The sequence below is a fragment of the Streptococcus oralis genome, from assembly GCF_021497885.1.
In the GTDB taxonomy this organism is placed as follows: Bacteria; Bacillota; Bacilli; order Lactobacillales; family Streptococcaceae; genus Streptococcus; species Streptococcus oralis_BQ.
In genome coordinates this window covers 1,050,934-1,065,157 of sequence record NZ_CP046523.1, presented here as the reverse complement: position 1 = coordinate 1,065,157, position 14,224 = coordinate 1,050,934, and the positions used below count along the sequence as shown (strand labels likewise).

Sequence of the window (14,224 nt, the reverse complement as noted above, 5' to 3'; positions counted from 1 at the left end):
AGATGAAACATCTAGGAAAGGTATTTCGTGAATTTCGAACAAGTGGGAAGTACTCCTTGAAAGAGGCGGCAGGTGAATCATGTTCAACCTCTCAGTTATCTCGCTTCGAGCTTGGGGAGTCTGATCTAGCAGTTTCTCGGTTCTTTGAGATTTTGGACAATATTCATGTGACTATTGAAAATTTCATGGACAAGGCTAGGGATTTTCAAAATCATGAACATGTTGCCTTAATGGCACAGATTATTCCGCTTTACTACTCAAATGATATTGCAGGTTTTCAAAAGCTTCAAAAGGAACAGCTTGAGAAAGCAAAGAGTTCGACCAATCCCCTCTATTTTGAGCTGAATTGGATTCTGCTACAAGGTCTGATTTGTCAAAGAGATGCTCGTTACACGATGAGGCAGAGTGATTTGGAAAAGGTAGCAGATTATCTTTTTCAAACAGAAGAATGGACTATGTATGAGTTGATTCTTTTCGGGAATCTCTATACTTTCTACAATGTGGACTATGTGGCTCGGATTGGCAGAGAAGTGATGGAGAGGGAAGACTACTACAAGGAAATTGGTCGGCATCGTAAACTTGTTTTGATTTTAGCTCTTAACTGTTACCAGCATTGTTTGGAAAACCGTTCCTTTGCGGATGCGGACTATTTTGAGGGCTATGTAGAGAAGTTGATTGGAAATGGTATCAAGCTTTATGAGCGCAATATCTTCCATTATCTCAAAGGTTTTGCCCTCTACCAGAGAGACTTGAAAGAAGAGGGGTGTAGTCAGATGCAAGAAGCCATGCATATTTTTGATGTTCTTGGACTTCCTGAGCAAGTGGCTTACTATCAGGAACATTACGAGAAATTTGTAAAAGATTAATTTTCCCAAATAAGGGAAAAATAGAGTAGCTCCTTCCAGTTTTGATACAATAGTTTCAAAATTTGGGAGGAGTTTTTATATGAATCGACATGCAATCCAGTTGATTAGTCGTGGGGCTATTAATAAGATAGGAAATATGCTCTATGATTATGGAAATAGTGTTTGGTTGGCATCAATGGGAACGATAGGACAGACTGTTCTTGGGATTTATCAGATTTCTGAACTCGTCACATCCATTCTGGTCAATCCCTTTGGCGGAGTGATTTCAGACCGCTTTTCGCGTCGCAAAATTTTGATGACGACAGACTTGATTTGTGGCGTTCTTTGCTTAGCTATTTCTTTCATCAGAAATGATAGCTTGATGGTCACTGCCTTGATTTTTGCCAATATTGTGCAGGCGGTTGCCTTTGCATTTTCTCGTACTGCTAATAAAGCCATCATAACTGAGGTTGTAGAGAAAGATGAGATTGTGACCTATAATGCTCGCTTAGAGCTCGTTTTGCAGGTTGTAGGTGTTAGCTCCCCTGTACTTTCTTTCATCGTTTTACAATTTGCCAGTCTCCATATGACGCTCGTTTTAGATGCCATTAGTTTTTTCATCGCATTTTGTTTAGTGGCTCTTCTTCCCCAAAAAGAAATCCAAGTACATGAGAAAAAGAGTTTTAGTTGGAAAGACGTCTTTATTGATATGAAGGCTGGACTACACTATATTTGGCATCAGAAGGAGATTTTTTTCCTTTTGTTAGTAGCTTCCAGTGTTAATTTCTTTTTTGCAGCCTTTGAATTTCTCCTCCCTTTTTCAAATCGACTATACGGGGTAGAAGGAGCTTATGCAAGTATTTTGACTATGGGCGCTATTGGTTCGATTATCGGAGCTCTTCTAGCTAGTAAAATAAAGGCAAGTGTTTATAATCTTTTGATTCTATTGGCTTTTACTGGAGTTGGAGTTTTTATGATGGGATTACCACTGCCAACTTTTCTTTCCTTTTCTGGAAATTTAGTTTGTGAACTGTTTATGACGATATTTAATATTCACTTTTTTACTCAGGTGCAAACCAAGGTTGAGGGGGAATACTTGGGAAGAGTATTAAGCACAATTTTTACCTTAGCCATTCTATTTATGCCGATTGCAAAAGGATTTATGACAGTGCTGCCAAGTGTTCATCTCTTTTCTTTCTTGATAATTGGAAGCGGGGTTATCATCCTATCTTGTCTATCTCTCGTTTATGTGCGAAATCATTTTAACAAAGAGTCATAATTTCTCTTTTTTAAGAAAAGATTACACCATGAATCATTTTTCAGTCCTTCTCTATTGTGAGGAGGGCTTGCTTTGTGGTAAAATGGGATTATGAATGAAAGAATGAATGAGTTAGTTGCCTTACTTAACCGCTATGCGACCGAGTACTATACGAGTGACAATCCCTCGGTTTCAGATAGCGAGTATGATCGCCTCTACAGAGAGTTGGTCGAGTTGGAAGCTGCCTATCCAGATCAAGTTTTAGCAGACAGTCCAACCCATCGTGTTGGTGGTAAGGTTTTAGATGGTTTTGAAAAATACAGTCATCAGTATCCTCTTTATAGTTTGCAGGACGCTTTTTCACGTGAGGAGTTAGAAGCTTTTGATGCGCGTGTTCGCAAGGAGTTACCCCATCCTACCTATATCTGTGAGTTGAAAATCGATGGTTTGTCTATTTCTCTTACTTATGAAAAGGGGATTTTGGTCGCTGGGGCGACACGTGGTGATGGTTCTATTGGTGAGAATATCACAGAAAATCTCAAGCGCGTCAAGGATATTCCTTTGACCTTACCAGAAGAACTTGATATTACAGTTCGTGGGGAGTGTTACATGCCACGCGCTTCCTTTGATCTGGTCAACCAAGCCCGCCAAGAAAATGGAGAGCCTGAATTTGCCAATCCTCGTAATGCAGCTGCAGGAACCCTCCGTCAGTTGGATACAGCAGTAGTGGCCAAGCGTAATCTTGCGACTTTCCTCTATCAAGAAGCCAGCCCTTCAACTCGCGACAGCCAAGAAAAGGTTTTGAAGCATCTTGAACAGCTTGGATTTGTAGTTAATCCTAAACGAATTCTGGCTGAAAGCATAGATGAGATATGGGAGTTCATTCAAGAAGTAGGACAAGAACGGGAGAAACTGCCCTACGATATTGATGGAGTGGTAATCAAGGTTAATGACCTAGCAGGTCAAGAAGAGCTTGGCTTTACCGTTAAAGCGCCCAAGTGGGCAGTCGCCTACAAATTTCCCGCTGAAGAAAAAGAAGCCCAGCTCCTTTCAGTTGACTGGACAGTAGGTCGTACGGGTGTTGTGACTCCGACTGCCAATCTAACACCTGTCCAGCTTGCTGGGACAACCGTTAGCCGTGCGACCCTTCATAACGTAGATTATATCGCTGAAAAGGATATTCGCAAAGACGATACAGTTATCGTTTATAAGGCTGGAGACATTATTCCTGCTGTTTTGCGTGTGGTAGAGTCCAAGCGTGTTTCTGAAGAAAAACTAGATATTCCGACTAATTGTCCAAGTTGTGACAATCAATTGCTTCATTTTGAAGATGAAGTAGCCCTGCGTTGTATCAATCCTCGCTGCCCTGCCCAAATCATGGAAGGTTTGATTCACTTTGCCTCTCGAGATGCCATGAATATTACAGGACTTGGTCCATCTATCGTTGAAAAACTTTTTGCTGCTAATCTGGTTAAGGATGTGGCGGATATTTATCGTCTGAAAGTAGAAGATTTCCTCCTTTTAGAGGGTGTCAAGGAAAAGTCAGCCTCTAAACTGTTCCAGGCCATTCAAGCATCCAAGGAAAACTCTGCTGAAAAGCTCTTGTTTGGTCTGGGAATTCGCCATGTCGGAAGCAAGGCTAGCCAACTCTTGCTCCAACATTTCCACTCTATTGAAAATCTAGCCCAAGCTGATCCAGAGGAAGTGGCAAGTATTGAAAGCTTGGGTAGTGTAATTGCACAAAGCCTTCAGACTTATTTTGCTACAGAAGGGTCGAAGATTCTCTTAGACGAGTTGAAAGAAGCTGGAGTTAATCTGGACTACAAAGGACAGACAGTAGTAGCAGATGCGGCCTTGTCAGGTTTGACCGTTGTGCTAACGGGGAAATTGGAACGCCTCACTCGCTCTGAAGCCAAAAGTAAACTCGAAAGTCTTGGTGCCAAAGTCACAGGCAGTGTTTCTAAGAAAACGAATCTTGTCGTAGCAGGAGCAGATGCAGGAAGCAAGCTCCAAAAAGCGCAAGAACTTGGTATCGAGATTCGCGATGAGGCCTGGCTAGAAAGTTTGTAAAGAATAGTTGAGAACTAGATGTTAGATAGTATGGAACTATCTCTCCTGATGTGTTTTTATATCTATTAAAACTATTCTCTATTGTGCTGAATTTCCCGTTAAATTCTTCAGCACCAAATAAAATTAAAATAGAAATTAGAAATTAGGAAAAAACATGTACAATTATCCCGTTCTTCTCCATTTTCATAGAAAAAATGGAGATTATACAGCTTGCTCATTTAGCACAGACCGAGATGAAAACAAATGCTCTTTAACTTCAGAGACCACTTATTTTGGTCTTCAGTTTTCTTTTACCGTGACCAGTCAGGAGAAGGTAGATAGTTTCACCTTCAAAGCCGAGATAGATGGTGTATTAAAAGAATATCTTGTACGTTTTAACTACTATCCCTTGCTGACAGAAGCATGGATTTTAGAGGGAGATGAGACTGTGTATTATTCAGAAAATCCAGCTATTGCTAGTCCATATTATAAGGATCAGAATCCATTTGCCTTTGATAAAGCCATCCATAGCGCAAGCTTTGATCATCACTGGGGATACCAAGGAGAACTAGGTTACAGCCTTTCAGATTATCAGACAAGCTTTAAACTTTGGGCTCCAACAGCTACAGCTGTTCAGGTGGTTGTCTATGAAAACACTAGTAACGATGCACCGATTTGGAAAACATTTAATCTAGAGCGTGGGAATAGCTATTCATACAGTCATAAGTACAATACCATTGGTGTTTGGAGTGTAGACCTGGATGAAAATCTTGCAGGTAAAGCTTATCAGTATCAGATTGAATTTCCTCACCACCAGACTTTGACGAGAGATCCGTACACGATTGCCACAAGTCCTGACGGCAAACGTTCCGTAATTCTTTCTCATCAAGACAGACAAGTAGAAGGATTCGAAGTCAAACATGGTACGAAAGCTCCTTGGCGTTTGGAAAATCCATGTAAAGCAGTTATCTGTGAAATGCATATTCGTGATTTTACCAAATCGTCTACATCTGGTGTTCCTGAAGAACTCCGTGGAACCTTCTTGGGTGCTGCTCAGACTGGAACGGTTAACCAATACGGTCAAGCAACCGCCTTTGACTATATCAAAGAACTTGGTTGTAACTATGTTCAACTTCAACCTATCTTTGATCGCCATAAGGAATATGACGAGAACGGAAATGTAACCTATAACTGGGGCTATGACCCTCAAAACTACAATGCTCCAGAAACAAGTTTCTCTAGTAATCCAGATGATCCCGGACAAGTTATTCGAGACCTCAAGACCATGATTCAGGCTTATCATGATGCGGGAATCGGTGTCATTATGGATGTGGTTTATAACCATACCTTCTCAACAGTGGACGCTCCATTCCAGACAACTGTTCCCGATTATTTCTATCGTATGAATCGTGATGGAACTTTTCAAAACGGTACGGGGGTAGGAAATGAAACTGCAAGTGAACATGAGATGTTCCGCAAGTATATGATTGATTCCATTCTCTATTGGGTGAAAGAATACAATATTGACGGTTTCCGTTTCGACTTGATGGGCATTCATGATGTCAAAACTATGCAGGCAATTCGTTGGGCACTGGATGAGGTTGATCCGCGTATTCTCACTTATGGAGAAGGCTGGGATATGGGAACAGGTCTTGCTCCTTATGACAAGGCTAAGAAGGATAACGCCCACCAGATGCCAAATATAGGTTTCTTCAACGATAATCAGCGTGATGCGATCAAAGGAGGAGAAGTTTATGGAGCAATCAAATCAGGATTTGTGAGTGGTGCTGCTACAGAACCAATCGTCGCCAAGGCTATTCTTGGTAGCCGAGAGTTGGGATCTTATCTCAGTCCAAACCAGGTTCTCAACTATGTTGAAGCTCATGACAATTACAATCTTCATGACTTGCTAGCAACCCTTCATCCTGATAAGAGTTCCGACCAGATTATGCGCAAGGTTGAGACAGCGACAGCTATGAATCTTCTCATGCAAGGTATGTCCTTTATGGAACTTGGTCAAGAGTTTGGACGAACTAAGTTGATTCCAACTGGTGAACATGGAGAACTAACTCCTGCAGACCGAGAACGTGCTATGAATAGCTATAATGCTCCGGACAGTGTTAACCAAGTCAACTGGGATCTGATCAATGAACGCCAAGACAGTATCGAGTTTATTCGTCAGATTATCCGCCTAAAAACGCAAATCTGTGCCTTCTCTTATCCAACATATGAAGAAATTTACCGTCATGTCTTTGTCCACACGGCTGCTGAAAATAGTGGCTGGATTGTTTACGAGATTCACGGTGGATCAGAACATCTATTAGTGGTATTTAATGCTAAGGGAACCTCCTTCTACTTTGAAAATGCAGGTAAGCTTGAAATGTTCCTTACCAACAGTCGTTCAAAACAAGAAAATGTTATTGATGATATTAGTGTCGCAGTTTTAAAAGTGCTCTCATAAATTAATGTAGTAAAAAGGGTTAGATTATCTAATCCTTTTTGTCATTTATGAGGTTTTTAATGAAGAGTAGAATTAAGTTTCAAATAATTTGAAGGATCAAGATTGTGAAAATAATCTCAATTTTTTCACAAAAAGGGTTGTAATTTTCTGAAAATTTGATAAAATAAGTCTTAATCATTTTCAGGAGGAAGAGAATTTGACAAATTATCAGAATTTAGTAAATGGAAATTGGAAATCATCTGAAAAGGAAATTACAATCTATTCACCCATTAATCAGGAAAAGCTGGGAACAGTACCAGCTATGAGTCAAGCTGAAGTAGATGAGGCTATGAAAGCTGCGCGTGCAGCTCTCCCAGCATGGCGTGATTTAGCACCAGTTGAGCGTGCAGCCTATTTGCATAAGACAGCAGACATTTTGGAACGTGATAAAGAAAAAATTGGTACAATTCTTGCCAAAGAGGTTGCTAAAGGGATAAAAGCAGCCATTGGAGAAGTAGTACGTACAGCAGATTTGATTCGTTTTGCTGCAGAAGAAGGTCTCCGTATCACTGGACAAGCAATGGAAGGTGGCGGTTTTGAAGCTGCAAGTAAAAACAAACTAGCCGTTGTCCGTCGTGAGCCAGTTGGTGTCGTTTTAGCTATCGCGCCATTTAACTATCCAGTTAACCTTTCTGGATCTAAGATTGCTCCAGCTTTGATTGCAGGGAATGTCGTCATGTTTAAACCGCCAACACAAGGATCTATCTCAGGTCTGTTATTAGCCAAGGCTTTTGATGAGGCAGGTATCCCAGCAGGAGTATTTAATACGATAACTGGACGTGGTTCTGAAATCGGTGACTACATCATTGAACACAAGGAAGTGAACTTCATTAACTTTACAGGTTCAACACCGATCGGTGAGCGAATCGGTCGTTTAGCTGGAATGCGTCCTATCATGCTTGAACTTGGTGGGAAAGATGCAGCTATCGTTCTCGAAGATGCAGACTTGGAACACGCAGCTAAACAAATCGTCGGTGGAGCCTTTAGCTATTCAGGACAACGTTGTACTGCCATCAAGCGTGTCTTGGTTGTGGAAAGCGTAGCAGACAGATTGGCTGAATTGCTCCAAGCTGAAGTTGCTAAGCTAACAGTCGGTGACCCATTTGACAATGCAGATATCACACCTGTTGTTGACAATGCTTCAGCTGATTTCATCTGGGGATTGATTCAGGACGCTCAAGAAAAGGGTGCCAAAGCGCTCAGTCCAATCAAACGTGAGGGCAATCTCATTTGGCCAGGACTTTTTGATTATGTCACAAGAGATATGAAATTAGCATGGGAAGAACCGTTTGGACCTGTTCTCCCAATTATCCGTGTCGCTGATGCAAATGAAGCGGTAGCAATTGCCAACGAATCTGAGTTCGGTCTTCAATCCTCTGTCTTTACAAATGACTTTAAGAAGGCATTTGAAATCGCTGAAAAGCTTGAAGTCGGTACTGTTCATATTAATAACAAAACACAACGTGGACCAGATAATTTCCCATTCCTTGGTGTAAAGGGTTCTGGTGCAGGAGTGCAAGGGATTAAATACAGCATTGAAGCAATGACAAATGTCAAATCCATTGTTTTTGATGTGAAATAATTTCTAAAATCAGGAAATAACATTCCTGATTTTTATTTTTACTAAAAAATCCAGTTAAAAATTGAAAAATAACGAATGTTTTGATATTATACTAAGAAAATATATGCAAATCGTTTATTTTTTCAACAATTAAATGAAAAATTATATAATGTTAAGATATATTTTCTAAAATTTTCAAGATATTTTTTAAGAAATTCCGTAAACTGCTTGAAAGTTCTTTTAAAAGATAGTATAATAGAATTATAGAAAACGCTTACAAAAAGAAAGGGGATTGGATGAATAATCAAGAAGCATTGAGAACCTTCACTACTGGAGAAAATTTTCATCTCCAGCACTATCTAGGAGCACATAAAGAGGAAAAAGACGGAGAAATTGGTTTTACTTTCCGTGTTTGGGCACCTAACGCTCAGGCTGTGCACTTAGTTGGTGATTTTACAAACTGGACAGAGCACCAAATTCCTATGGTACGGAATGAATCGGGTGTTTGGGAAGTCTTCACAAGTCTGGCTCATGAAGGGCAGATTTATAAGTATCATATCACGCGTGCAAATGGGCACCAGATTATGAAAATTGATCCATTGGCGGTTCGTTTTGAAGCCCGCCCAGAGACTGGAGCCATCCTGACTGATATTCCAGAGAAAAAATGGAAAGATGGTCTTTGGCTAGCTAGGAGAAAACGCTGGGGCTTTTTTGAGAGACCAGTCAATATTTATGAAGCCCACGCTGGATCTTGGAAGAGAAATCCAGATGGTAGTCCATACAGCTTTGCACAACTCAAGGAAGAACTCATTCCATACCTTGTTGAGATGAATTACACTCACATCGAGTTTATGCCTTTAATGGCTCACCCGCTTGGATTGAGTTGGGGCTACCAGCTTATGGGTTACTTTGCTATGGAGCATTCTTACGGGCGACCAGAGGAATTCCAAGATTTTGTTGAGGAATGTCATTTAAACAATATCGGTGTAATTGTGGATTGGGTTCCAGGTCATTTTACCATCAATGATGACGCTCTTGCTTATTACGATGGAACACCAACTTTTGAATACCAAGACCACAACAAGGCCCATAACTACGGTTGGGGAGCTCTTAACTTTGACCTTGGGAAGAATGAAGTCCAGTCCTTCTTGATTTCTAGCATTAAATTCTGGATTGAATTTTATCATTTAGATGGTATTCGAGTGGATGCAGTCAGCAATATGCTCTACCTAGACTATGATAATGCTCCTTGGACTCCAAACAAAGACGGTGGCAATCTCAACTACGAAGGCTACTATTTCCTTCAACGTTTGAACACTGTTATCAAGTTAGCTCATCCAGATGTGATGATGATTGCAGAAGAAAGTTCATCAGCAACAAAGATTACTGGTATGAAAGAAATGGGCGGTCTAGGATTTGACTACAAGTGGAATATGGGGTGGATGAACGACATTCTCCGTTTCTACGAGGAAGACCCGATTTATCGTAAGTATGATTTTAATTTGGTAACCTTCAGCTTCATGTACGTTTTCAATGAAAACTACCTCTTACCTTTCTCACACGATGAAGTCGTTCATGGTAAGAAAAGCATGATGCACAAGATGTGGGGAGATCGATACAATCAATTTGCAGGTTTGCGAAATCTCTACACTTATCAAATTTGTCATCCAGGTAAGAAACTCTTGTTCATGGGAAGCGAATATGGTCAGTTCTTAGAGTGGAAGTCTGAGGAACAGTTAGAATGGTCTAACTTGGAAGATCCAATGAATGCTAAAATGAAATACTTCACTTCTCAACTCAATCAATTCTATAAAGAGCATCGTTGCCTTTGGGAAATTGACACCAGCTACGACGGCATCGAAATTATTGATGCGGATAATAGAGATCAGAGTGTCCTTTCCTTTATTCGTAAGAGTAAAAAGGGTGAAATGCTAGTCTGTGTCTTTAATATGGCGCCTGTTGAACGAAAAGACTTTACAATCGGACTTCCTGTCGCGGGAGTTTATGAAGAAGTTTGGAATACAGAATTGGAACAATGGGGTGGTGTCTGGAAAGAATACAACCAAACGGTTCAAACTCAAGAAGGATTATGGAAGGATTATGAGCAGACCTTGACCTTCACCTTGCCAGCTATGGGGGCAAGTATCTGGAAGATTAAACGTCGCTTGAAACCAACTAAAACTGTCACAAATAAAACCCAAAAAGGAGTAGAAAATGAAGAATGAAATGCTAGCTTTGATCCTTGCCGGTGGGCAAGGAACACGTCTCGGAAAACTCACTCAAAGCATTGCCAAACCAGCAGTGCAATTCGGTGGGCGCTACCGTATCATTGACTTTGCTCTTTCCAACTGTGCTAACTCTGGGATTCACAATGTCGGTGTGATTACACAATACCAGCCTCTTGCCTTGAACAACCACATCGGAAATGGTTCGAGCTGGGGACTAGATGGCATTAATACAGGTGTTTCTATCCTTCAACCCTACTCTGCAAGTGAAGGAAACCGTTGGTTTGAAGGGACTAGCCACGCTATCTACCAAAACATTGACTACATCGACAGTGTTAACCCAGAATATGTTTTGATCCTTTCTGGTGACCATATTTACAAGATGGACTATGATGACATGCTTCAGTCTCATAAGGACAACAACGCCAGCTTGACAGTAGCTGTTCTAGATGTGCCTCTCAAAGAAGCTAGTCGCTTTGGTATCATGAATACAGATGCCAATAATCGTATCGTTGAATTTGAAGAAAAACCAGCCGAACCTAAGTCTACCAAAGCTTCTATGGGGATTTATATCTTTGACTGGAAACGTCTACGCAACATGCTAGTAGCCGCTGAAAAGAGCAAGGTAGATATGTCAGATTTCGGTAAAAACGTTATTCCAAATTACCTTGAGTCTGGAGAAAGCGTTTATGCTTATGAATTCAAAGGCTACTGGAAAGACGTTGGTACTATCGAGTCTCTATGGGAAGCAAATATGGAATACATTGATCCAAATAACGCTTTGGATAGTCGTGATCGTCAGTGGAAAATCTACTCACGGAACTTGATTTCACCACCAAACTTTATTGGAAAACACGCTCATGTAGAAGATTCTTTAGTTGTGGATGGCTGTCTCGTGGATGGAACTGTTAAGCATTCTATTCTCTCAACAGAAGCGCAAGTACGTGAGGGTGCTGAAGTAGTAGACTCTGTAATCATGAGTGGTGCCATTATCGGAAAAGGTGCAAAAATTAAACGTGCCATCATTGGTGAAGGTGCTGTTATTTCTGAAGGTGTCGAAATTGATGGAACAGACGAAGTACAAGTAGTAGGATATGATGAAGTAGTGGGGGTAGCAACAGATGAAGATTGATAAATATTCAGCCATTTTAGGAAACACCGTTGGTTTTCACGATATGTCAACTTTGACAGATCATCGTCCAGTAGCCAGTTTGCCATTTGGAGCAAAATATCGTTTGATCGACTTCCCTCTCTCTAGCCTTGCAAATGCTGGTGTTCGTAGTGTCTTTGGAATTTTCCAACAAGACAATATTAGTTCAGTCTTTGACCACATTCGTTCAGGACGTGAGTGGGGCTTATCTACCCTTCTCAGTCACTACTATCTAGGTATTTATAATACGCGTGTTGAAAGTAGCACAGTTGGGAAAGAATATTACCAACAGCTTCTCACTTATTTGAAACGTTCAGGGTCAAATCAGACAGTTGCACTTAACTGTGATATCGTGGTGAATATTGACCTCAATCAAGTATTCCATTTACATACTACTGCCGGTCGTCCGATTACAGTTGTTTATAAGAAATTACCTAAAAAGGATATTTCAGATGTTAATGCCATCTTGGAAGTCGATGAAACAGACCGTGTTCTTTCTCATAAACTTTTTGATGCCAAATCAACAGATGAACTTTTCAACATGTCTACAGATATATTCGTTGTTGATACTCCGTGGTTGATTAAGCGTTTGGAAGAAGAAGTTCAAAAAGAATACCCAGAAAAATTACGCTATGTTTTACGTGAGTTGGCAGCTAAAGAAGGTGCTTTTGCTTATGAATACACTGGCTACCTAGCCAATGTTCACTCTGTTCAATCCTATTATCAAGCCAATATTGATATGCTAGAGTCTCAAAAATTCTACTCTCTCTTCTCACCTAACCAAAAAATTTATACCAAGGTTAAGAATGAAGAACCAACTTACTACTCAAACACCTCTAAGGTAAGTACTTCGCAGTTCGCCTCTGGTAGTATCATAGAGGGTGAAGTAGTTCAGTCGGTCCTATCACGTAATATTCACGTTCATAAGGATAGTCTAGTTAAAGACAGTCTTCTCTTCCCACGTGTTGTGATTGGTCAAGGTGCCCAAGTTGAATATGCCATCTTGGACAAAGGGGTTGAAGTTGCTGACGGTGTCGTTATTCGCGGTACTGCAGAACACCCAGTTGTAGTCAAAAAAGGCGAAAAAGTTACAGAGGATATTCATTCATGAAAATTTTATTCGTAGCAGCAGAGGGTGCGCCCTTTTCAAAAACAGGTGGTTTGGGAGATGTCATTGGCGCTCTTCCAAAATCACTGGTAAAGGCAGGGCACGAAGTTGCGGTTGTCTTACCTTACTATGACATGGTAGAGGCTAAGTTCGGCGACCAGATTGAGGATGTTCTTCACTTTGAAGTGAGTGTAGGCTGGCGTAGACAGTACTGTGGTATTAAGAAGACCGTTTTGAATGGTGTTACCTTCTACTTCGTAGACAATCAAACGTATTTCTTCCGAGGTCATGTTTACGGAGATTTCGATGATGGTGAACGTTTTGCCTTCTTCCAACTGGCTGCTCTTGAAGCCATGGAGCGAATTGATTTCATTCCAGATATTCTCCATGCCCATGATTATCACACCGCTATGATTCCTTTTCTCTTGAAGGAAAAATACAGATGGATTCAGGCTTACCAAGGAATCAAGACCGTTTTAACCATTCACAATTTGGAATTCCAAGGTCAGTTTTCTGAAGGAATGTTGTGGGATTTGTTCGGTGTTGGTTTTGAACGCTATGCTGATGGCACCCTTCGCTGGAATGATTGTCTCAACTGGATGAAAGCAGGTATTCTCTACGCGGATCGTGTCTCAACCGTATCTCCTAGCTATGCACGTGAGATTATGACTAGCCAATTCGGTTGCGGTTTGGATCAGATTCTTCGCATGGAGTCGGGTAAGGTTTCAGGTATTGTCAATGGTATTGATGCAGACCTTTATAATCCTGAGACAGATCCACTTTTAGACTATCATTTTGATAAAGAAGATTTGTCTGGAAAAGCACAAAACAAAGCAAAATTGCAAGAGAGAGTTGGTCTACCAGTACGAGCAGATGTTCCGCTTGTTGGGATTGTCTCTCGATTGACCCGCCAAAAAGGCTTTGATGTTGTTGTAGAAAGCTTGCATCGTTTCTTACAGGAGGACGTTCAAATAGTCCTTTTAGGAACAGGAGATCCTGCTTTTGAACATTCCTTCTCATGGTTTGCTCAAGTCTATCCAGACAAGCTATCAGCAAATATCACTTTTGACGTCAAACTTGCTCAAGAAATCTACGCAGCTTGCGATCTCTTTCTCATGCCGAGTCGTTTTGAGCCATGTGGTTTGTCTCAAATGATGGCTATGCGCTACGGAACTCTACCATTGGTTCATGAGGTTGGTGGTTTGCGTGATACAGTTCAATCCTTCAATCCAATCGAAGGAACTGGAACTGGATTTAGCTTTAACAATTTAACACCATACTGGCTTAACTGGAGTTTCCAAACAGCCTTGGATGTTTATAAGTACCAGCCGGAAGTTTGGAGAAATCTACAAAAACAAGCTATGGAATGTGATTTCTCATGGGATACAGCCTGCAAATCTTACCTGGACTTGTACCATAGTTTAGCAAACTAAATCATTAAAATCGTATGAAGTTTTCATACGATTTTTAAGATAGGTAGTGTAAAATAAGTTGTGTAAACATAAAAAGGAATAAATCCGTTATAGTA

At 40.7% G+C, this 14,224-nt stretch carries 9 protein-coding genes; all 9 read left to right on the top strand.

Translation table 11 applies throughout. The annotated features are described in order from the left end of the window. The first annotated feature begins 2 nt into the window (after positions 1-2). The 9 genes from GOM48_RS05385 to glgA all read left to right on the top strand — a co-directional run bounded on the left by GOM48_RS05385 (position 3) and on the right by glgA (position 14,129). The gene (locus GOM48_RS05385) at positions 3-866 is read left to right on the top strand and encodes a MutR family transcriptional regulator (RefSeq protein ID WP_235096354.1); all 864 of its coding nucleotides are present in this window, start codon (positions 3-5) and stop codon (positions 864-866) included. Between the two features lie 79 nt (positions 867-945). Beyond that, positions 946-2,124 carry an MFS transporter gene (locus tag GOM48_RS05380; protein ID WP_235096353.1) on the top strand — a complete coding sequence of 393 codons (1,179 nt, stop codon included), beginning with the start codon at positions 946-948 and terminating at the stop codon, positions 2,122-2,124. 90 nt (positions 2,125-2,214) lie between these two features. Next, on the top strand, positions 2,215-4,173 hold the full coding sequence (ligA, locus tag GOM48_RS05375) for an NAD-dependent DNA ligase LigA (protein WP_235096352.1): 1,959 nt from the start codon (positions 2,215-2,217) through the stop codon (positions 4,171-4,173). A gap of 154 nt (positions 4,174-4,327) precedes the next feature. Continuing rightward, positions 4,328-6,613 (top strand): type I pullulanase, encoded by a 2,286-nt coding sequence (pulA, locus tag GOM48_RS05370; RefSeq protein WP_000283095.1) that lies wholly within the window; start codon positions 4,328-4,330, stop codon positions 6,611-6,613. A 196-nt stretch (positions 6,614-6,809) separates the two neighbouring features. Next, positions 6,810-8,234: an NADP-dependent glyceraldehyde-3-phosphate dehydrogenase gene (locus GOM48_RS05365; RefSeq protein ID WP_000186350.1), complete on the top strand. Its 1,425-nt coding sequence runs from the start codon at positions 6,810-6,812 to the stop codon at positions 8,232-8,234. A gap of 275 nt (positions 8,235-8,509) precedes the next feature. Continuing rightward, entirely contained in the window at positions 8,510-10,438 is a 1,929-nt protein-coding gene (gene glgB / locus GOM48_RS05360; protein ID WP_038806126.1) for a 1,4-alpha-glucan branching protein GlgB, read from the top strand. Beyond that, on the top strand, positions 10,428-11,570 hold the full coding sequence (locus GOM48_RS05355) for a glucose-1-phosphate adenylyltransferase (RefSeq protein ID WP_000787259.1): 1,143 nt from the start codon (positions 10,428-10,430) through the stop codon (positions 11,568-11,570). The genes glgB and GOM48_RS05355 overlap by 11 nt, the downstream gene beginning before the upstream one ends. Beyond that, positions 11,560-12,699 carry a glucose-1-phosphate adenylyltransferase subunit GlgD gene (glgD, locus tag GOM48_RS05350; RefSeq protein WP_000687022.1) on the top strand — a complete coding sequence of 380 codons (1,140 nt, stop codon included), beginning with the start codon at positions 11,560-11,562 and terminating at the stop codon, positions 12,697-12,699. Before GOM48_RS05355 ends, glgD begins: the two co-directional genes overlap by 11 nt. Then, complete coding sequence (gene glgA / locus GOM48_RS05345; RefSeq protein WP_235096351.1) at positions 12,696-14,129, top strand: glycogen synthase GlgA; 1,434 nt, start codon at positions 12,696-12,698, stop codon at positions 14,127-14,129. The genes glgD and glgA overlap by 4 nt, the downstream gene beginning before the upstream one ends. Positions 14,130-14,224: the final 95 nt, after the last annotated feature.